The organism is Pseudomonas sp. TH37, from assembly GCF_016650735.1.
Lineage (GTDB): Bacteria > Pseudomonadota > Gammaproteobacteria > Pseudomonadales > Pseudomonadaceae > Aquipseudomonas > Aquipseudomonas farris.
Genome location: NZ_JAEKFD010000001.1, coordinates 860,433 through 879,617, shown reverse-complemented (window position 1 = coordinate 879,617; position 19,185 = coordinate 860,433). Strand labels below are relative to the sequence as shown.

Sequence of the window (19,185 nt, the reverse complement as noted above, 5' to 3'; positions counted from 1 at the left end):
GTAACGTGATGTAAAACAGCGCATGCTGCACGGCAAAGCATAGTGCTTCTTATAAGAAGTCCGAGTCTGAGTAGTAGGAGTTTTGGATGGGGCAGGCAAGTAGTCAGGCGGTCGCCAACGGGCATTCGGCGGCGAAGCCGATCAGCATGCTGGTCGCGGCGGTCGGGGTGGTTTATGGCGATATCGGCACGAGCCCGCTGTACACCCTCAAAGAAGTGTTCTCCGGTGGCTATGGCGTGCCCGTCAACCATGACGGCGTGCTGGGCATTCTGGCGCTGATCTTCTGGTCGCTGATCTGGGTCGTCTCAATCAAATACATGCTGTTCGTACTGCGTGCCGACAACCAGGGCGAAGGTGGGATCATGGCCTTGACCGCACTGGCTCGGCGGGCAGCGGCAGGGCATGCGAAGTTGCGTACCTTGCTGGTGGTCTGCGGGCTGATCGGCGCGGCGCTGTTTTACGGCGACAGCATGATCACCCCGGCGATTTCCGTGCTGTCGGCGATTGAAGGCCTGGGCTTGGCATTCGAGGGTATCGACCATTGGGTGGTGCCGCTGTCGTTGATCGTGCTGGTGGCGTTGTTCCTGATTCAGCGTCACGGTACGGCGCGGATCGGCATTCTGTTCGGGCCGATCATGGTCACCTGGTTTCTGGTGCTGGGCGCGCTGGGCGTCTATGGCATCAGTCAGCACCCGGAAGTGTTGCAGGCGATGAATCCGGTGTGGGGCGTGCGCTTCTTCATTGTCCATCCGGGCATGGGGATCGCGATTCTTGGCGCTGTGGTGCTGGCATTGACCGGTGCCGAGGCGTTGTACGCCGACATGGGCCACTTCGGTCGCAAGCCGATCGCCCGGGCCTGGTTCATTCTGGTTCTGCCGGCCCTGGTATTGAATTACTTCGGGCAGGGCGCGTTGCTGCTCGGTGATCCGGAAGCCGCCCGTAACCCGTTCTATCTGCTGGCGCCAAGCTGGGCGCTGATTCCGTTGGTGGGATTGTCGACGATGGCCACGGTGATTGCCTCGCAAGCGGTCATCTCCGGTGCGTTCTCCCTGACTCGTCAGGCTATCCAGCTCGGCTACATTCCGCGCATGCACATTCAGCACACGTCCAGTGCCGAGCAAGGCCAGATCTACATCGGCGCGGTGAACTGGTCATTGATGGTTGGTGTGATCCTGTTGGTACTGGGCTTCGAGTCCTCCGGCGCGTTGGCTTCGGCCTACGGCGTGGCGGTGACTGGCACGATGCTGATGACTACCATCCTGGTGTCGGCGGTGATGTTGCTGTTATGGAAGTGGCCACCGATCCTCGCAGTTCCAGTGCTGCTGGGTTTCCTGTTGGTGGACGGTCTTTACTTCGCCGCCAACGTGCCGAAAATCATTCAGGGCGGTGCGTTCCCGGTGATCGCCGGTATCGCGTTGTTCGTATTGATGACCACCTGGAAACGCGGCAAGCAACTGCTGGTGGAGCGTCTCGACGAAGGCGGATTACCGCTGCCGATCTTCATCAGCAGTATCCGCGTGCAACCGCCGCATCGGGTCCAGGGCACCGCTGTGTTCCTTACCGCCCGCCCGGATGCCGTGCCTCACGCGCTGTTGCACAACCTGCTGCATAACCAGGTGCTGCACGAGCAAGTAGTGCTGCTGACAGTGGTGTACGAAGACATCCCGCGCGTCCCGCCACAACGGCGTTTCGATGTCGATTCCTACGGCGAAGGCTTCTTCCGGGTGATCCTGCACTTCGGCTTCACCGACGAGCCGGATGTGCCTGAGGCCTTGAAACTGTGCCATCTGGATGACCTGAATTTCAGCCCGATGCGCACAACCTACTTCCTCAGTCGTGAAACGGTCATCGCCTCCAAACTCGAAGGCATGGCCCGCTGGCGCGAGGCGTTGTTCGCCTTCATGTTGAAGAATGCCAACGGTAATTTGCGTTTCTTTAATCTGCCGTTGAATCGGGTGATTGAGCTGGGTACGCAAGTCGAAATGTAAGCCATATGAAAAAGCCCCCGTTGCCATGAAGGTAGCGGGGGCTTTTTATTGACTGGCATTTGATCCCCCTCCAACGAAGAACCCTGTGGGAGCGGGCTTGCCCGCGATAGCGGTATGTCTGCCACATCAATGTTGGATCTGCGGCCGTCATCGCGGGCAAGCCCGCTCCCACAGGTATTTGAGTGTCTGCTGGAATGGAAAAGCCTTTACTTGCTTTCAGGCAGCTCTTCTTCAGATTCGGTCTTTGTCCGAGCAGGTCGAGGTGTAAGCACCTTCACCACATCATCAATCACTGCCTTGGACATAGCCGTCAAATAATGCGCGGCCCAGGCGTGGCGGTCGGTGTCTTTTATGTAGGCTGCATCCTCGGTAAAGGATTTGGCGAGGAACAGTAGGTCGGAGGCTTGTGACAAGGCATCAACAATGGGAACGCCGGCGCGGACGTTGAACAACGCCTGATCCGAGCAGTAGATGAGGGGGGTGAGGCCGATGGTTTTTAGTTCTGAAATCGCGGACGGATCTATTTTGGACATGTCTATTCCCTAAGCTTGAGGAACTGCCACGTTCGTTTCCAAGCGAATGGGTGGCAGCTGTGCGCAGGTTGGAAAACCGGGAGCCTAGGAAACCGGCACGTCCGAAGACGTCCCGCGCACAACCGCCATGACACAAGATTGCAGCCGTAAAGGTCTGCGGTCATGTTGGGCACGTTGTTACTATTCGCTCGACGGGTTTCCAAGCCCGATCGCTGAATGGTCAGCGACGTCCGGAGAGTATCCCGTCGAAGAAAAGCCCAACAAGGCAGCAAAGTGCCCAAACGTACCCAATTGGCAAGATTAGGAGTTTGCCTACAAGGTCTGCGGGCGTCATCCGATATTGCGAGATCTTTTAGTAAACGAAACTAAACATGCCCAGTGAGCTTGAAAAACGCAGCTTGGTAAATTCGCGTTTTTTGCAGCTTTCTGTATGTCGAGTTCGACGCAATGCTCTGCGTGAAGCTGTGTGTTCAAATTTGCATGATTGTGAGGAGAGATAGGTATGACGGCATCATTAGAGCGTGCTGACCAAGCGACATCGATGCCTGCAATGGTCAGGGGCTTCAGTGCGAGACTCGAGGAGATCTCCAGCCGTGCCACCGAGCGCCTGGTCATTTTCAAAGATAATCGGCCAGCAGCGGTCATTATCAATGTCGATGGGTATCAGGAAATGCTCGACGAGCTTAAGGATCTTCGCGTTGAAGCAGCAGCCGGGGAGCGATTGATAGGGTTTGATCAGGCCAACGCAGTTAGTCACGACGATATGCGGGCACGGTACTCCAGGAAAGACTAAGAGCCAGTCTTGCGGGCGGTAGACGCATTCGCACAGGCGACACGCAGATCCTGTGGGAGCGGGCTTGCCCGCGATGACGGCGGCAGATCCGACATTGATGTGGCAGGCATACCGCCATCGCGGGCAAGCCCGCTCCCACAGGAATTTGCGGCGTCTAGATGATCTTTGTACAAATGAAAAAGCCCCCGCACCGTGAGGTGTCGGGGGCTTTTTTGTGAGCGCGGATCAGATCACTCCTGAGCCGCCGTCTCCTTCCCTTGACGCTTCTCGATCACATCCACCAAACGCTGTGCCAATGCAGGATAGTTCTCGTCGAAGTGATGGCCGCCAGGCAGTTTCATCGCTTCGCCCACGGCAGTCTTGTCGGTGCAGCCGCTCTCGTCGACTTCTTCTTCGCCGTAGATGCACACCACTTTTTCCGGCGGCAGCTTGGCCATTTCGGGGCCGGTGGCGGCTTCTTTGCCGGCGTTGCCGAGCCAGCCTTCGACTTCGATTTCGAAGCTGCCGGTGCGGGCGAAGGCCAGCAGGATGATTGCGTCTACGCGCTGCTGCTCCGCTTCCGGCAGGCGGTTGTAGATGGCGGGCAATACATCCGCGCCAAACGAATAACCGGTCAGGATAAAGCGCTTGGTGCCCCATTTTTGCCGGTAGTGCTGCATCAGTTCGGTCAGGTCCAGAGCGCTTTGTTCCGGGCTCTTGTGCTGCCAGTAGTAGCGCAGGGTGTCGATGCCGACCACCGGGTAGCCGATCTTCGCCATCTCGCCCGCTACGTCGCGGTCCAGGTCGCGCCAGCCGCCGTCGCCGGAGAGGAACAGGGTGACGGTGTCCTTGGCCTGACCGGCCGGCACTTCGACCACCGGGATCTGCAGGCCGCCAGCGGCTTTATCGCCACCGACGAGGATCTTGCGCAGTTCGTTGTTCAGCACTTGCGGCAGGTTGATGTCGTAGTCGCTGATGCTGGTTTCGGCATTGGCCTGGTCACGCACGAAACCGGCGCTGGTGTCGTCCGGGTTGTCGTTCCAGGCCACCAGCCAGTGACCATGGGCAGCGCTTTTCGGCAGCAGATGAGTGCAGCCGGGTTTTTCCAGGGCCAGGTCGACCGAAATCGCCTGGGCCTTTTGGTCCTTCTGTTCGGCCAGCCAGCGCCACGCCAGCACGGCGCCAGGGCCGATGCCGCTGACAAGGGTTGCCGGGCCTTTGAGTTGCCTGAGACCTGCTTGCAGGGCGCGACCTTGCAGGATGCAGTCCTTGGGCAGGATCACCTGGACGATCTGTGCCGAGCCGCTGCGGCTCAGGGTCAGCAATTGTTTGTCGCTGAGCTTCTGCTCTTCATTGACCGCCACCAGCACCTGGGCGCGCGGCGTGTTGCCGGGGATGACGCGGGTCATCGCGGCACCATCGGCCGGCGTCAGCAGTTCGAGGGTCGGTTCCGGTGCCGGGCGTTTCAGGTACCAGTAACCGCCACCGACAATCAGGGCCAGCACTACCAGTGTGGCCAGTACGTACCGCAGGGAGCGTTGAATCATCAGCGTTTCACCAATCCAGTCAAGCCGCCCGCAATCAGGGCGGCAGTGTCGGCCAGGGCAACCAGCGGATCGAGTCCGGCGGGCACGGCCATATAACGGGGTTCCCAGTCGGGCTGGAACTTGTCTTTGAAGCGGCGCAAACCTTGGAAGTTGTACAGCTGCTCACCACGGCGGAATACCATCGAGCCCAGGCGCTGGGTCAGTGGTGCGCCGCGCCGGGGTTGCAACCCCGACAACGGCACCATGCCCAGGCTGAAGCGCGCGTATCCATGATTTTTATAATGTTGAATCAGGCCGACCATCATGAACTCCATGGTCAGCTTGGGGGCGTCGGGGTGCGCGCGCATCAGGTCGAGGCTGGCCAGTTCATGGCCGTAGGTCTCGAGCAGGTTGGCGAACGCCACCGGGCGCCCTTCGAAACGAATCACCGCGACACGGAAGTGCTTGAGGTAGTCATCACTGAAACGCCCGAGCGAGAAGCCTTTCTCGCGCACATTCTTGCCGGTCAGCCAGGCGTCCGAAATAGCCTTGAGCTCGTCCATCGGCGCTTTCCCTGGCTCATGGATTTCCAGCGACAGACCGTCACGAGTGCCGCGGTTCCAGGTGTAGCGCAGGTCCTTCATCTCTTTGCCCTTGGCTTCGAGATCAAAGCGGTGCAGATCGACCCGGGCTTCTTCGCCGAGCTTGATCGCGGTCAGGCCGATGTCCATGTAGTACGGCAGATTCTCGGCGCGTACTTGATAGAACACGGGGCGGGCGTGATGGATATCGCAGAGGTCGCGGAACTGCCAGATCATTTCTGCCCGTTGCTGGGTCGGGCCGATCGGGTCATACAACGCCACCAGGCTGCGACCACGGCGGGCGTACATCAGAAACGCCTCGTCGTTGGGGTGAAACAGCAGCGCCTTGTCACCGGTCAGGGCCAGGCCGCCATCCGGTTGGGACGAGGCCATGAGAATCTTTACCGCGCGCTCCAGCTCATCGGGCGTTGGCAGGTGGATCACCGGGCGCGCGGTGCGCAGCAGCCAGGTCAGGGACACCACCACCAGCAGGACCGCGGCGCCGAGCAGCGAGCGCAGGCCACGCGGGGCATCGGCATCGAGGGTGAACTGCCACCAGAGTTGATGACTGTAGGGAACGTCCTGATAGGCGAACAGCAGCAACCAGATCGATGCGCCGAGTACGCAGAGGCTGGCCACCAGGTACAGCGGCGAAAACGGTACTTCGGTCAGGCGACTGGGGCGATAGAACGAGCGCCGGAAAACCCCCAGCAAACTCGCCGTCAGCGTCATCAGGCAAGCCTCTTCCCAGTCAAACCCTTTAAGCAGCGAGAGCAGGGCGCCGACCAACAACAAAATGGTGGTCAGCATCCACGCGGCTGACAGGCGGCGACGCAGCCCTTGAGCCAGCAGCAGGCAGAGCACGCCCACCAGGCTGGCGCCGAAGTGCGAGGCGTCGACCAATCGATGCGGGATCAGAAAACCGATGTGTTCAAGGCGTGTATCGATCTCCGGCGTCACGCCGGAAAACAGCAACACCACGCCGGACAGGAACACCAGCACCGCCAGAATCGGCGCGGCCATGCCAGATGCAGCACGCAAGGACTGGCGCGATTGAAACAGGCGCTGGCCTTCATTGATCAGCAGCAGTACGCAAGCCACCAGCAGCGGCAACACCACGTAGATCAGGCGGTAAAGCAGCAGCGCGGCGGCCAGTGGCGCAGCACCGAGCTTGTCGGCGAAGGCCGCGAGCAAAATCGCTTCGAATACCCCGACACCGCCCGGCACATGGCTGAGTACGCCAGCGGCCAGGGCCAATAGATAGACCAGCAGGAACGCACCAAAGGGCGGTGCTTCCGGCAGCAACAGATAAAGCACGGTCGCGGCGGCGGCCACGTCCAGAGCGGTGATGACCAGTTGCAGGAACGTCAGGCGGCGACCCGGCAGGCGCAAGGTGCGGCGACCGACCTTGACCAGCAGGTTGTCCGGGTAAGGCTGTTCCGGCAAGCGACGGCGGTAGATGCCGATGGCCAGTACGGTGGAGAGCACCAGCACGGCCACTGCAATCGCGCCCAGCAACGTCTCGGAGAAACCCAGGGCTGCGGAGGCGGCGGGCAGGTTGCTGAGGGTGGCGAGGGCGGCCAGGGGCGGAAGGGCGCAGCCGAGCGAGAGGCTGGCAAACAAGGTCATGTGCGCGACTTCCGAAGCCCCCACACCATGACGTGCATATAAACGGTAGCGAACCGAGCCGCCTGACAGCAGCGAAAGGCCGATGGCATTGCCAATGGCAAATGCGGTGAAGCCGCCCAATGCCAATATCCGCGGCGCCAGCGTCACGCCGGCATAACGGCTGGCCGACCATTCGTAACCCAGCAGAATGATGAAGCCGATGACGGTCGCGCCGAGCGCACCCAGCAAGGCCGGTTTCGGCACTTCCAGAATCGAGTCGTGCAGCGCATACAGATCGAGTTCGCTCAGCAGGTGACGACAGGCAATCAGCGCAACGGCGAACAACAGCAAAGTGACCGCCAGACCGATGGGTTGGCGATATTTGCTGATTCGATCCAGCAAGCGCAGACGCTCGGCTTTGATCGGTTGTGTCGCTGTGACAGTGTCTTGTGGATCAGACGAGTTGGCGCGCATCAATCACCTCTTGGATTGTGCGCGACAGGATGGAGGTATCCAGCCAAGTTACCAATCCCTGTAGAAAAAAATAATCACAAATATTAACGCCTCTCACCGGATGTGGGCGATGGCGCGTCATCAGTCGTAGAGGGTTTCGTCTGCGGTTCAGTCTGCTCTGAACGCACAGTCTGACGACCCCGAACGGCTCACTGCACAGTGACAGGTCTTTGTTGCGAAAGGACTTTTTCAACAGATACAAAAAAGGCCACTCTTTCGAGTAGCCTTTTTTGATGTTTGGTTGCGGGAGCCGGATTTGAACCGACGACCTTCGGGTTATGAGCCCGACGAGCTACCAGACTGCTCCATCCCGCGTCTGTGTGGCGGCATTCTACAGGCGAACGCCGGAGTGTCAACCGTTAATCCCAGTATGGCTCAAATAAGTGTAAAACGACGGTGAACGATCGCAGGGGAGACCTAAGTTTCGGAATCAGAACGATTTCTTGTTTCTGTGCCGAAAGGCATGGACCGCTGATTTTTATAAAACAGGCGCGCACAAAAAAGGCCACTCTTTCGAGTAGCCTTTTTTGATGTTTGGTTGCGGGAGCCGGATTTGAACCGACGACCTTCGGGTTATGAGCCCGACGAGCTACCAGACTGCTCCATCCCGCGTCTGTGTGTCGGCATTCTACAGAGGATCGCAGGGCTGTCAACCTTCAATCTCGGTAAAACCTGTTCCTGTTCAAGCGCTTAGGTGAAAAAAGCAACGGCTGACCGGTCTGAAACGCAGGCAGGGCAAGGCTTGTGGCTCTATCGAGAGGGCTCTTTCGATTGAGAAAATAAATTCCTCCGGTGCTTTTCCTACAAGGGAAAAAGAACATTCAGAGTACTGGTGCTATATACAGGTGTCAGTGAGATACTGCCGGTATGACTCAACAACACCTCATTTCTTCGCCATGAACACTGCTTTTATATGACGCAGCGAAAAATCATCCACGTCGATTGTGACTGCTTTTACGCCGCCATCGAGATGCGTGACGACCCGCGCCTGGCCGGTAAGCCATTGGCGGTGGGCGGCTCGGCGGATCGGCGTGGGGTGATTGCCACCTGTAACTATGAAGCGCGGGCTTATGGCGTACGCTCGGCCATGTCTTCCGGACATGCCTTGAAACTCTGTCCGGACCTGACCATCGTCAAGCCGCGCATGGATGCCTATCGAGAAGCATCGAAGGAAATTCATACGATCTTTCGCGATTACACTGACCTGATCGAGCCGCTTTCCCTGGATGAGGCCTACCTCGACGTGTCAGACAGCGCGCATTTCGGCGGCAGCGCCACGCGAATCGCCCAGGACATTCGCCGCAGGGTCTCCAATCAGTTGCACATCACCGTGTCGGCCGGCGTGGCGCCGAACAAGTTTCTCGCCAAAATCGCCAGCGACTGGAAGAAGCCTAACGGCCTGTTCGTGATCACGCCGGATCAGGTGGAAGACTTCGTCAGTGGTTTGCCGGTGAGCAAGCTGCACGGGGTTGGCAAAGTGACCGCCGACAAACTCGGCAGGCTGGGCATCGTCGATTGCTCGCATTTACGTGAGTGGGACAAGTTGGCACTGGTGCGCGAATTCGGCAGTTTCGGCGAGCGACTCTGGAGCCTGGCCCGTGGGATCGATGAGCGGTTGGTGCACAACGACAGTCGACGGCAGTCGATCAGCGTCGAAAACACTTACGACGTGGACTTGCCGGATTTGGTGAGTTGTCTGGATAAATTGCCTGAGTTGCTGGAATCCCTGAATGGCCGCATGGCGCGGATCGACAGCAGCTATCGTCCGGGCAAGCCGTTCGTCAAAGTGAAATTTCATGATTTTACCCAGACGACTTTGGAGCAGGCCGGGGCAGGGCGGGATCTGGGGAGTTATCAGTTGCTGCTGACCCAGGCCTTTAACCGTGGCGGGAAACCGGTGCGGTTGTTGGGGATTGGGGTGAGGCTGGAGGATTTGCGGGGCGGGTTTGAGCAGATGGAGTTGTTTGAGCGGTAGTTTTGCAGTGAATGTAATGGCGTCATCGCGGGCAAGCCCGCTCCCACAGGTACTGCATCGTCCTTGTGGGAGCGGGCTTGCCCGCGATGCTTTTAAGCGTTTAATTGGGTCCCGGATCCGCCACCAGTCGCCCGGCATCCTTGGTCAGCGACTTGAGGAATTCGGTCTGCAACTCGGGATCGTTGCGCGTCAGTTCGATCAGGCTCTGTTCCAGCTCGCTGGCTTCTTCTTCCAGACCCAGTTCCGACAGACGTTTGACCCGGTGTACCCACTGGCTCACTTCGTCGTCTTCGAGGTCGTCGTAAATCAGCCCATGCGCTTCGAGCAGCTTACCGCGCAAGTTGTTGCTGATCGCCAAAGATGAGTCGGTGTGCACATCGTCCTTGTTGTCCTCGACACTGATCTGCAGCTTGCCCAGATGATTGAGGTCATGTTCGGCGAACGGGCTGTCCAGCAGGTTCAGGCGCAACACGCCGTTACGGTCAGTGCTCAGCTCGAAGGTGTTCTTGCCAGCCTTGACCTGCACCGGGCGCTCGCTCCACGGCAGGCTCGAGTATTCCGTGCGCTTGTCACGCTGGACTTCGTCGATGCCCGCCAGGTTCTGTTGCGCCCGACCATGAGACTGCGCGTTCATGAACGGGTTGAGCCCGGCGAAGCCATAGCCGAGCCAGTCTTTCGTCACGCTGTCTGGCAGATTGCCGAGGGCGAACACGTTGACCACGTTCGCACCGACACCAGCCACCACGGCCACCGCGCCCAGCGGGATCTCGTAGACCTCCCTCCAGGGTTGGTAAGGCGTATAGCGATCGTAGCGACGCGTGACTTCGAACTCGGTGACTTCGAAGGTCTTCTGCTCGTGGATTTTCACCCGACGTTGCGGCAGCTCAAGCACCTTGGGCTCGCCGACATCGATCTGCAGGCTGTGATCGAGCAATTTGCGCTCGACCCGTTCCTCGTGCTCGCTACGTTGTGACATCTGATTGGCACAGCCGCTGACCAGCAGCGCGCCGCACAAGGCGGCGCTACCGAGGCCTAAGGTGTTTCGCTTGAACATGACGTCTCTATTTGGTGTCAGCGGCGGATACGGGCCTGGAGGAAAGACAACACGTCAGCGACCGGCAGCGCTTGCGCCTCGGCCTCTGTGCGGCTCTTGTATTCCAGGTTGCCGTCGGCGAGGCCGCGGTCACTGACCACGATCCGGTGTGGAATGCCGATCAGCTCCATGTCCGCGAACTTGATGCCCGGGCTGGTTTTCTTGTCGCGGTCGTCCAGCAGCACTTCGAAGCCGGCGGCAGTCAGTTCTGCGTAGAGCTTGTCGGTGGCTTCGCGAACCTGTTCGGTTTCGTAGCGCAGCGGTACCAGAGCAACCTGGAACGGAGCCAGAGCGTCGCTCCAGATAATCCCGTTCTCGTCGTTGTTCTGTTCGATGGCAGCAGCCACCACGCGGGACACGCCAATGCCATAGCAGCCCATTTCCAGGGTGACTGGCTTGCCGTTCTCGCCCAGCACTTCGCACTTCATCGCTTTGCTGTACTTGTTGCCCAGCTGGAAGATGTGCCCGACTTCGATGCCGCGCTTGATTTCCAGGGTGCCTTTGCCGTCAGGGCTCGGATCACCGGCCACGACATTGCGCAGGTCGGCAGCGGTCGGAACCGGCAGATCACGCTCCCAGTTCACGCCGAAGTAGTGCTTGTCATCGATGTTGGCACCAATGCCGAAGTCGCTCATCAGCTCGACGGAACGGTCGATGATGATCGGCAGTGGCAGGTTCAACGGGCCAAGAGAACCGGCGCCGGCGCCAATGGCGTCGCGCAGTTCAGCTTCGGAAGCCATGACCAGCGGGCTGGCAACGCCAGGCTGGTTGGCGGCCTTGATTTCGTTCAGCTCGTGGTCGCCACGGATGATCAGGGCAATCAGTTTGCCTTGCTCTTCAGCGTGCACCACCAGGGTCTTGATGGTCTTTTCGATCGGCAGATTGAAGCCTTCGACCAGTTGCGCAATGGTCTTGGCGTTCGGCGTGTCGACCAGGCGCAGCTCTTCGGTAGGCGCGGCACGAGAGGTTTCGCGCGGTACGGCTTCGGCCTTTTCGATGTTCGCGGCGTAGTCGGAACCGTTGCTGAAGACGATATCGTCTTCGCCGGATTCGGCCAGTACGTGGAACTCGTGGGAGCCGGCACCACCGATCGAACCGTTGTCGGCTTCAACCGGACGGAATTTCAGGCCCAAGCGAGTGAACACGTTGCAGTACGCCTGGTGCATACGGTCGTAGGTGATCTGCAGCGAAGGCTGATCAGCGTGGAACGAATAGGCGTCCTTCATGATGAATTCGCGGCCGCGCATCAAACCGAAGCGTGGGCGGATTTCGTCACGGAATTTGGTCTGGATCTGATACAGGTTGATCGGCAGCTGTTTGTAGCTGCTCAGCTCGTTGCGCATCAGGTCGGTGATGACTTCTTCGTGAGTCGGGCCGGCACAGAAGTCGCGACCATGGCGATCCTTGAAGCGCAGCAATTCCGGGCCGTATTCTTCCCAGCGACCGGATTCCTGCCACAGCTCAGCCGGTTGCGTGCTCGGCATCAACACTTCGAGAGAGCCGGCGGCGTTCATTTCTTCACGCACGATGGCTTCGACCTTGCGCATCACTCGCAAGCCCATGGGCAGCCAGGTGTACAGGCCCGAGGCGAGTTTGCGGATCATGCCGGCGCGCAGCATCAGCTGATGGCTGATGACGACCGCGTCGGAAGGCGTTTCTTTCTGTGTGGCGAGCAAAAATTGACTGGTGCGCATGGTTGGCCGTTGTCGGTTGCTGATGACGAGAAATGACGGAACATTGTACGGGCGAGATCTGCTGGCGTACAGGAGTGCGGCCGGCTGTGTCGCAGAGGGCGAATCTGCTCGCCCTCTGCGATGCTTCCTGCGTAAAGAGCCTACGACTCTTCCGCGACCTGGGTCTGAGCCGGTTCCTGCGAAGGTGTAGGACCTGCGCGGCGGTTTTCCTGGAACCAGTGCAAGGCGATCAACAGCAGGGTCGGAACGCCCAGCAGGGCAGTGATCAGGAAGAAGTTGTGATAACCGAATTTCTCCACCATGACCCCTGAATAGCCGCCGATCAGGCGAGGCAGCAGAAGCATGATCGAGCTGAGCAGGGCGTACTGGGTAGCGGAGAACTTGAGATTGGTCAGGCTTGACAGGTAAGCGACAAATGCCGAAGTCGCCAGGCCCGAGCTGAAGTTATCCAGTGAGATGGTGGCGATCAGCATCTGCAGATCGGCACCCATATCCGTGAGCATCAGGAACAGCAGGTTGGTACCGGCCGATGCAACGCCGCCAATGAACAGGATAGGCAGGATGCCGAAGCGCACGATCAGCAGGCCACCCATGCCGGCGCCGACCAGCGTCATGATCAGGCCGAAAATCTTGCTGACACTGGCAATCTGATCCTTGGTGAACCCCTGGTCGATGTAGAACACGTTGGCCATCACGCCCATGACCGTATCGGACATCCGATAGGTGGCGATGAGCCCGAGCAGTAGCAGGGCTTGCCAGCGGTAACGCAGGATAAAGTCGTTGACCGGAGTCAGCACCGGAGCCAGGCCACGGCGACCCATGGCCGACAAGCACAGGCCGGTAAGCGTGATATAGAGGATCGCCCGCAGGAACGCGCGGTCTTCGAGCAGCAGGTCGAGCACGCTGGCGCCTTCGAACAGTACGCTGGCGAAGTCAGTGTTGTAGAGCTGAGTGAACATGGCCGGTACGGACACCAGCAGCACGATCAGCACGAACACCGATGCCAATTGGTGCACAAAGCTATAGCGTCCGGCCTGCAATTGAGTACGCAGAGGCACCGGCGGTTCGCGCATGAACAGGGTGGTCAGCAGTGCCGGGATCATCAAGACGCCGAACAGCACGTAGGTGCCGGTCCACGCCGCATGCTTATAGTTGAAGCCGGTGGAACCGAAGCCTTCGGCGAAGAACAGTGCGCCGGCCGTCGCCAGCAGGGCCGCGACCCGATAACCGGCCATGTAGCTGGCTGCCAACGCGGCTTGGCGAGTTTCGTCGGCGATTTCCAGGCGATAAGCGTCGACGGCGATGTCTTGCGTCGCCGAGGCGAAGGCGACGACCACGGCGATGGCGATCAGCCAGGACAGGTGTTTTTGCGGGTCGCAGAAGCCCATGCCGATCAGGCCGAGAATCACCAGTGCCTGGGCCAGTACCAGCCAGGAGCGTCGTCGGCCGAGCTTGCCGAGCAATGGCAGGCGCCATTGGTCGAGCAGCGGGGACCAGACCCACTTAAAGGCATAGGCCAAGCCGATCAGGCTTGCATAGCCGATGGTTTCGCGGGCAACACCGGCCTCGCGCAGCCAGACTGAAAGCGTCGAAAAGACCAGCATGTAGGGCAGGCCGGCGGCGAAACCAAGCAGCAACAGCACGAGTGTCGAGGGGCTGGCATAGGCGGCGAGCGCGGCGCGCCAGGTTTTACGGGGCATGGGCTGGAGTCTGCCTCAAGGATTACGGAAACAAAGCGCGCACTCTAACCGCTGTGCTCTACCGGGCGCCACCCATGGCGCTGAATATCAACACGATTGTTCAGGATACTGATGCCTTCCATGCGCAATCGGGCCCGTTGTTCATCCCCCGAAGGGCTGCCCACGGGCAGGCTGATCCGACCGCCGGCACCCAGCACACGGTGCCAGGGCAATTTGGTGTCGCCGGGCAATTGGCTCAGTGTGCGCCCGACCCAACGGGCAGCACGACCCAATCCCGCCAGCTCGGCGAGCTGACCATAACTCACGACCTTTCCCTCGGGCACTTGTGCCAGGGTCAGGTAGAGCGCCGTGCGTCGGATTTGCGCCGCGCTTTCGGTTTCAGCGGTTGAGTCGGTCACGTCCCGGGTTTCCTGAAAAATGCGCAATTGACCGTCTGTAGAGTAAATCCTGAATTGCCTATTGAGAAATGAACTCAATAGAAATAGTCGGGTCAGTCCTTGTCATGGCCTTATTCGTAAGGATAATGCCGACTTTTTTTCGCAAAGTTGAGCCTTCGATTCGCTTATGTTGTCCAGAACCTTGCTGTGCCTCGCTGTCGTCAGTGCTTCCACTCCCTTGCTTGCCGATACCGTCTGGTTGAAGAACGGTGACAAGTTGAGCGGCAAAATCACCGTCTTTGATGGTGGCAAACTGCTGATTCAGACCGAGTACGCGGGCGCGGTCCCGATCGACTGGAAACAGGTCAAAACCCTGGAAAGCGATCAGCAACTGCTGGTCAAACAGGATGCCTACACCGGCGAGAAGGCCAAGTCGCTGCACGCGGCAGAGGACGGCAAAGTCACCCTGGCCAACGGCGATGGCCCCAAGACCGTGGAACTGGCCAGTATCCAGCAGATGCTCAAGCCCAAACCGGTGGTTGAGGATTTGGTGTGGAAAGGTAATGTCGACATGGCGCTGGATTATCAGCGTGCCGAAAAAGATACTGATGATTATGACGTTGGTTTCAAAACCACCGCGCGTCATGGTCGGTGGCGTCATACGGCGGAAGGTGAGTACAACCGAGAGTTCCAGGATGACGTCGTAACCACTGATAACTGGCGTGCCGAATATTCTCTCGACCGATTCATCACCGAGAAGTGGTTCTGGCAAGGCCGTTTGAATTACAAGCGTGACCAGATCGAAGAGCTCGCCCGCCAGCGCACCATCGGTACCGGCCCCGGTTATCAGTTCTGGGATAACGAACTGGGCGCCTTCTCCTTGGGCTCGCTCCTGAACAACACGGACTATGAGTATTCCAACGGCAAGAAGGAAAACTTCTACTCCCTGGCGATGAAGTGGGACTACAACCGCTATCTGGTCGGCAAGAAGGTTGAGTTCTTCACCAATGGCGAGGTCGGCAAGCCGCTGTCGGGCGTGGCGGATTACGCCCTCGATGCCGAGGTCGGCCTGCGCTACAAAGTCACCGATTGGGCGTCGCTGAACCTGAAAGCCGAGAAAGACATCATCAGCGGTAGCGATGAGGCTGACCTGAGCAAGACTCGATATACCGCAGGGTTTGGCGTGACCTGGTAACACTGAAAGATCAAAAGATCGCAGCCTTCGGCAGCTCTTACACAGGATTGAGGTACACCCTGTAGGAGCTGTCGAAGGCTGCGATCTTTTTTGGCCATGCAAAACACACAGGCACAAAAAAGCCCCGCTTTTAAGGGCGGGGCTTTTTACTAAAGCAGTTACAAGTTAGATAACTTGAACTTCTTCAGCTTGCATGCCTTTCTGACCGCGGGTAGCGATGAAAGAAACCTGTTGGCCTTCTTTCAGGCTTTTGAAGCCGTCGGATTGGATAGCTTTGAAGTGAACGAACAGGTCGTCACCGGATTGTGGAGTGATGAAGCCGAAGCCTTTTTCATCGTTGAACCACTTAACGGTACCGGTTTGGCGATTAGACATGGTGTAACTCCTTGAACAAAGATAACTGCGACGCAGGAAGAACCCTGGCCGAGACTGAGTGCAAAGAGCAGGAAAAATTCTTGTAGATGGTTGGATCGAAATTCAACATATCGTGTAGAGATTCTCAGTGACACAAGCAGCACAGTGGCGCCACCTTAACCCTTTTTCCGGAACGTGCCAATGGTTCTTGCGAAGGTTTCTCTGTTTTCATGACTGACGGTGCATCGAATAGCGGTGAAGGCCCGGAATTCACGGGGGATCGTCGAGAATTGTCTCCCGGACTTTGAACCCGGAGCGCCTGCCCGGTAAGATGCCGGACAGAATTTTTCCACCTCGCTATTCAGGACACCCGCCATGAGCATCAAATCGGACAAGTGGATTCGCCGCATGGCGCAGGAACACGGCATGATCGAGCCTTTCGTCGAGCGCCAGGTGCGCGGCAGCGACGATAGCCGTGTGATCTCCTACGGCGTGTCCAGCTACGGCTACGATGTGCGTTGCACCAATCATTTCAAGGTGTTTACCAACATCAATTCGGCGATCGTCGACCCGAAAAACTTCGATGCTGGCAGCTTCGTCGACATCCACAGCGACGTGTGCATCATTCCGCCGAACTCCTTCGCTCTGGCCAGCACCGTCGAATACTTCCGCATCCCGCGTAACGTATTGACCATTTGCCTGGGTAAAAGCACCTACGCGCGTTGCGGCATCATCGTCAACGTCACGCCGCTCGAGCCTGAGTGGGAAGGTCACGTGACACTGGAGTTCTCCAACACCACCAACCTGCCGGCGAAAATCTACGCGAACGAAGGCGTGGCGCAGATGTTGTTCCTTGAGTCGGACGAAGAGTGCGAAGTCTCCTACAAGGACCGTGGCGGCAAGTATCAGGGCCAGCGTGGCGTGACCCTGCCGCGTACCTGAGTCAGCCGTCTGACAAACCGTTGGAATTCCTGGGCGGGCGTACACTCTATGGAATGTACTGCTCCGATTCGCGCAAGGCGGATCGGGCCATCGCTCAGGAGTGCTTCATGAAGATCGATCCGCGAATAAGTGCCGAACTGGCAAGGCTTGAGCCCAATCAGGTTGGCGTGCTGGCCTGGTCCTTATTGGCACATCCGCCAGTCAGCATGGCAGGGGGCATCCCCGGTCAGCCTGATCCCGACACCCCCAACGAACAGCCGACAGAGCCCGGAGAGCCCACGCTGCCGGATGAGCCGCCTCCTGCGCCTGTTGCCTAAGATTCTGTAGGAGCTGCCGAAGGCTGCGATCTTTTGATCTTAAAAAATCAACATCAAAAGATCGCAGGCTTCGCCAGCTCCTACGGTGATCCGTAGCAGTGGGCGAAACCTGTGCTTATTTCAGGTTGCCGCTGAGGAATTGCTTCAGTCGCTCACTCTTCGGATTACCCAGCACATCCTCTGGCGCACCTTCTTCTTCTACCAGACCCTGGTGCAGGAACAGCACCTGGCTCGATACCTTGCGGGCGAAGCTCATTTCGTGGGTGACCATGATCATGGTCCGGCCTTCTTCGGCCAGGCCCTGGATCACCTTGAGCACTTCGCCGACCAATTCCGGGTCGAGCGCCGAGGTCGGTTCGTCGAACAGCATGACTTCCGGTTCCATGGCCAGTGCGCGGGCAATGGCTACCCGTTGTTGCTGGCCGCCCGAAAGGAATGCTGGGTACTGATCCGCGACGCGGGCCGCCAGGCCAACCTTGTCGAGGTAACGCCGGGCGCGGTCTTCGGCCTCTTGCTTGCTGCAACCCAGTACCCGGCGCGGGGCCATGGTGATGTTTTCCAGCACCGTCATGTGGCTCCACAGGTTGAAGTGCTGGAACACCATGGCCAGGCGGGTGCGGATCCGCTGCAGTTCATCTGCATCGGCCACGTGCATGCCATGGCGATCCTTGATCATGCGGATCGACTGGCCGTCCAGGCTCATGGCGCCGTCGTTGGGTTGTTCGAGAAAGTTGATGCAGCGCAAAAAGGTGCTTTTGCCTGAGCCGCTGGCGCCAATCAGGCTGATGACGTCGCCGGTTTTGGCCTTGAGCGAAACGCCTTTGAGCACCTGATGATCGCCATAGCTTTTATGCAGGCCTTCAATGGTCAATTTGTACATGGGGCATGCATCCTCAAGGCGAAAGTAGGTAGCCGCTGCGATAGGCTTCGGTGCCCGCGACGTGGGCGATCACCATGCCGGCAGTGGCCATGCGCCGCAGCGAACGGGCGTACATCAGCCCGGCGGCGGTGCAATGAACAGGGGTGACGCGATCATTGATCGGGTCGATGATTTCGGCGATCAGTTGCCCGGCCTCCAGGTATTCCCCAGGCAGGGCCGTGAACACCAGCAGCCCGCCCACCGGCGTCGCCACCGGTTCGACGCCGGCCAGCGGTGTGGCCGGGTAGGGCAGTTCCGGTAATGACGCCGGCTCACCGGCAATCGCGCCGAAATGAATCAGATAATCGATCAGCGCCTGGCAATCGAGGCTGGCCAGCGGGTGATTGACGTCACCCTGGCCGCGCAATTCGACGGTGACTGAAAAACTGCCCAGCGGAATCTCGAACTGCTCGCCGAAGCGCTCTTTCAGCTGCCACCAGAGCAGGGTGAAACATTCATCGAACGACTGGCCGCCAGAGTCGGTGGCCAGCAGGCTGGCTTCGGAACCGATGTAGCGCGCCAGCGGCTCGACCTGCGGCCAGGCCTCGGGCGTGGTGTAAAGGTGCGCCACGGCTTCGAAATCGCAATGCAGGTCCAGCACCATGTCTGCATCGCAGGCCAGTCGTTGCAGGGTCAGCCTTTGGGATTGCAGTTGAGTGCCTGCGGTCTGCCGCGCCAACGCCTTACGCAGGCGGTCGCGGATCAATTCAAGGTTGTGTTGCGGATCGTCGCCGAGCAAGCCTTCGATTTCGTTGCCGACTTCTTCACTCAAATCGACAAACCAGCGATTGAAGTTCTGCCCGCTTTCCAGCTCGTAGCGGCCCAGTGGAACGTCCATCAACACCTGTTCCAGGCCGACCGGGTTGGCCACGGGCACCAGCACTATTTCGCTGTGCAGCCGGCCGGCGGCTTCCAGCTCCGCCAGACGTTGCTTGAGGTGCCAGGCCACCAACATGCCGGGTAATTCATCGGCATGCAGGGAGGACTGGATGTAAATCTTGCCTTTGGCCGACTGCGGGCCGAAGTGGAAGCTGTGAATCTGTCGCACGGTCCCCGGCAGCGGGGCCAGCAGGTCATGAATCTGGTGGCGCATGTACG

16 protein-coding genes and 2 tRNA genes are annotated in these 19,185 nt (G+C 58.9%); 6 read left to right on the top strand and 12 right to left on the bottom strand.

The features are described from left to right. Positions 1-86 precede the first annotated feature (86 nt). The gene (locus tag JFU11_RS04155) at positions 87-1,988 is read left to right on the top strand and encodes a potassium transporter Kup (protein WP_123719808.1); all 1,902 of its coding nucleotides are present in this window, start codon (positions 87-89) and stop codon (positions 1,986-1,988) included. 206 nt (positions 1,989-2,194) lie between these two features. Here the strand turns inward: JFU11_RS04155 and JFU11_RS04150 are convergent, their stop codons facing one another. After that, complete coding sequence (locus JFU11_RS04150; RefSeq protein ID WP_201059870.1) at positions 2,195-2,521, bottom strand: DUF3077 domain-containing protein; 327 nt, start codon at positions 2,519-2,521, stop codon at positions 2,195-2,197. Between the two features lie 502 nt (positions 2,522-3,023). On the opposite strand from JFU11_RS04150, the gene JFU11_RS04145 reads away from it, so the two are divergent. Beyond that, positions 3,024-3,314 carry a hypothetical protein gene (locus tag JFU11_RS04145; protein ID WP_201059869.1) on the top strand — a complete coding sequence of 97 codons (291 nt, stop codon included), beginning with the start codon at positions 3,024-3,026 and terminating at the stop codon, positions 3,312-3,314. A gap of 230 nt (positions 3,315-3,544) precedes the next feature. Here JFU11_RS04145 and JFU11_RS04140 read toward each other — a convergent pair whose 3' ends face one another. The 4 genes from JFU11_RS04140 to JFU11_RS04125 all read right to left on the bottom strand — a co-directional run bounded on the left by JFU11_RS04140 (position 3,545) and on the right by JFU11_RS04125 (position 8,133). Next, positions 3,545-4,840, bottom strand: a complete 1,296-nt coding sequence (locus tag JFU11_RS04140; protein WP_201059868.1) for a virulence factor family protein — start codon at positions 4,838-4,840, stop codon at positions 3,545-3,547. Continuing rightward, positions 4,840-7,482: a bifunctional lysylphosphatidylglycerol flippase/synthetase MprF gene (gene mprF / locus JFU11_RS04135; protein WP_123719805.1), complete on the bottom strand. Its 2,643-nt coding sequence runs from the start codon at positions 7,480-7,482 to the stop codon at positions 4,840-4,842. The genes JFU11_RS04140 and mprF overlap by 1 nt, the downstream gene beginning before the upstream one ends. Before the next feature lie 277 nt (positions 7,483-7,759). Then, a tRNA-Met gene (locus JFU11_RS04130) sits at positions 7,760-7,836 on the bottom strand. Positions 7,837-8,056: 220 nt separating this feature from the next. Further along, positions 8,057-8,133, bottom strand: a tRNA-Met gene (locus JFU11_RS04125). Between the two features lie 301 nt (positions 8,134-8,434). On the opposite strand from JFU11_RS04125, the gene dinB reads away from it, so the two are divergent. After that, positions 8,435-9,496, top strand: coding sequence for a DNA polymerase IV (gene dinB / locus JFU11_RS04120; protein ID WP_201059867.1), 1,062 nt, complete (start codon positions 8,435-8,437; stop codon positions 9,494-9,496). A gap of 100 nt (positions 9,497-9,596) precedes the next feature. Here dinB and JFU11_RS04115 read toward each other — a convergent pair whose 3' ends face one another. The 4 genes from JFU11_RS04115 to JFU11_RS04100 form a co-directional block, all read right to left on the bottom strand. After that, positions 9,597-10,550: a hypothetical protein gene (locus JFU11_RS04115; protein ID WP_123719803.1), complete on the bottom strand. Its 954-nt coding sequence runs from the start codon at positions 10,548-10,550 to the stop codon at positions 9,597-9,599. A 17-nt stretch (positions 10,551-10,567) separates the two neighbouring features. Beyond that, positions 10,568-12,283 carry a proline--tRNA ligase gene (locus JFU11_RS04110; RefSeq protein ID WP_201059866.1) on the bottom strand — a complete coding sequence of 572 codons (1,716 nt, stop codon included), beginning with the start codon at positions 12,281-12,283 and terminating at the stop codon, positions 10,568-10,570. A 140-nt stretch (positions 12,284-12,423) separates the two neighbouring features. Next, entirely contained in the window at positions 12,424-13,983 is a 1,560-nt protein-coding gene (locus JFU11_RS04105) for an AmpG family muropeptide MFS transporter (RefSeq protein ID WP_123719801.1), read from the bottom strand. Positions 13,984-14,027: 44 nt separating this feature from the next. Then, positions 14,028-14,381, bottom strand: coding sequence for an MGMT family protein (locus JFU11_RS04100; RefSeq protein ID WP_007904640.1), 354 nt, complete (start codon positions 14,379-14,381; stop codon positions 14,028-14,030). 166 nt (positions 14,382-14,547) lie between these two features. Between JFU11_RS04100 and JFU11_RS04095 the strand changes: the two genes are divergently transcribed. Continuing rightward, a complete protein-coding gene (locus JFU11_RS04095; protein ID WP_201059865.1) occupies positions 14,548-15,555 on the top strand; it encodes a DUF481 domain-containing protein in 1,008 nt (335 codons plus the stop codon). 165 nt (positions 15,556-15,720) lie between these two features. Here the strand turns inward: JFU11_RS04095 and JFU11_RS04090 are convergent, their stop codons facing one another. Continuing rightward, complete coding sequence (locus JFU11_RS04090) at positions 15,721-15,930, bottom strand: cold-shock protein (protein ID WP_002554837.1); 210 nt, start codon at positions 15,928-15,930, stop codon at positions 15,721-15,723. 354 nt (positions 15,931-16,284) lie between these two features. Here JFU11_RS04090 and dcd point away from each other — a divergent pair, with 354 nt between their 5' ends. Further along, a complete protein-coding gene (gene dcd / locus JFU11_RS04085) occupies positions 16,285-16,851 on the top strand; it encodes a dCTP deaminase (RefSeq protein WP_007904652.1) in 567 nt (188 codons plus the stop codon). A gap of 107 nt (positions 16,852-16,958) precedes the next feature. Continuing rightward, positions 16,959-17,168, top strand: coding sequence for a hypothetical protein (locus tag JFU11_RS04080; protein ID WP_008060697.1), 210 nt, complete (start codon positions 16,959-16,961; stop codon positions 17,166-17,168). Positions 17,169-17,283: 115 nt separating this feature from the next. On the opposite strand, the gene JFU11_RS04075 is transcribed toward JFU11_RS04080, so the two are convergent. Continuing rightward, positions 17,284-18,048: an ATP-binding cassette domain-containing protein gene (locus tag JFU11_RS04075; RefSeq protein WP_052966407.1), complete on the bottom strand. Its 765-nt coding sequence runs from the start codon at positions 18,046-18,048 to the stop codon at positions 17,284-17,286. Positions 18,049-18,061: 13 nt separating this feature from the next. After that, positions 18,062-19,180: a succinylglutamate desuccinylase/aspartoacylase family protein gene (locus JFU11_RS04070; RefSeq protein ID WP_123719799.1), complete on the bottom strand. Its 1,119-nt coding sequence runs from the start codon at positions 19,178-19,180 to the stop codon at positions 18,062-18,064. Between the last annotated feature and the right edge of the window lie 5 nt (positions 19,181-19,185).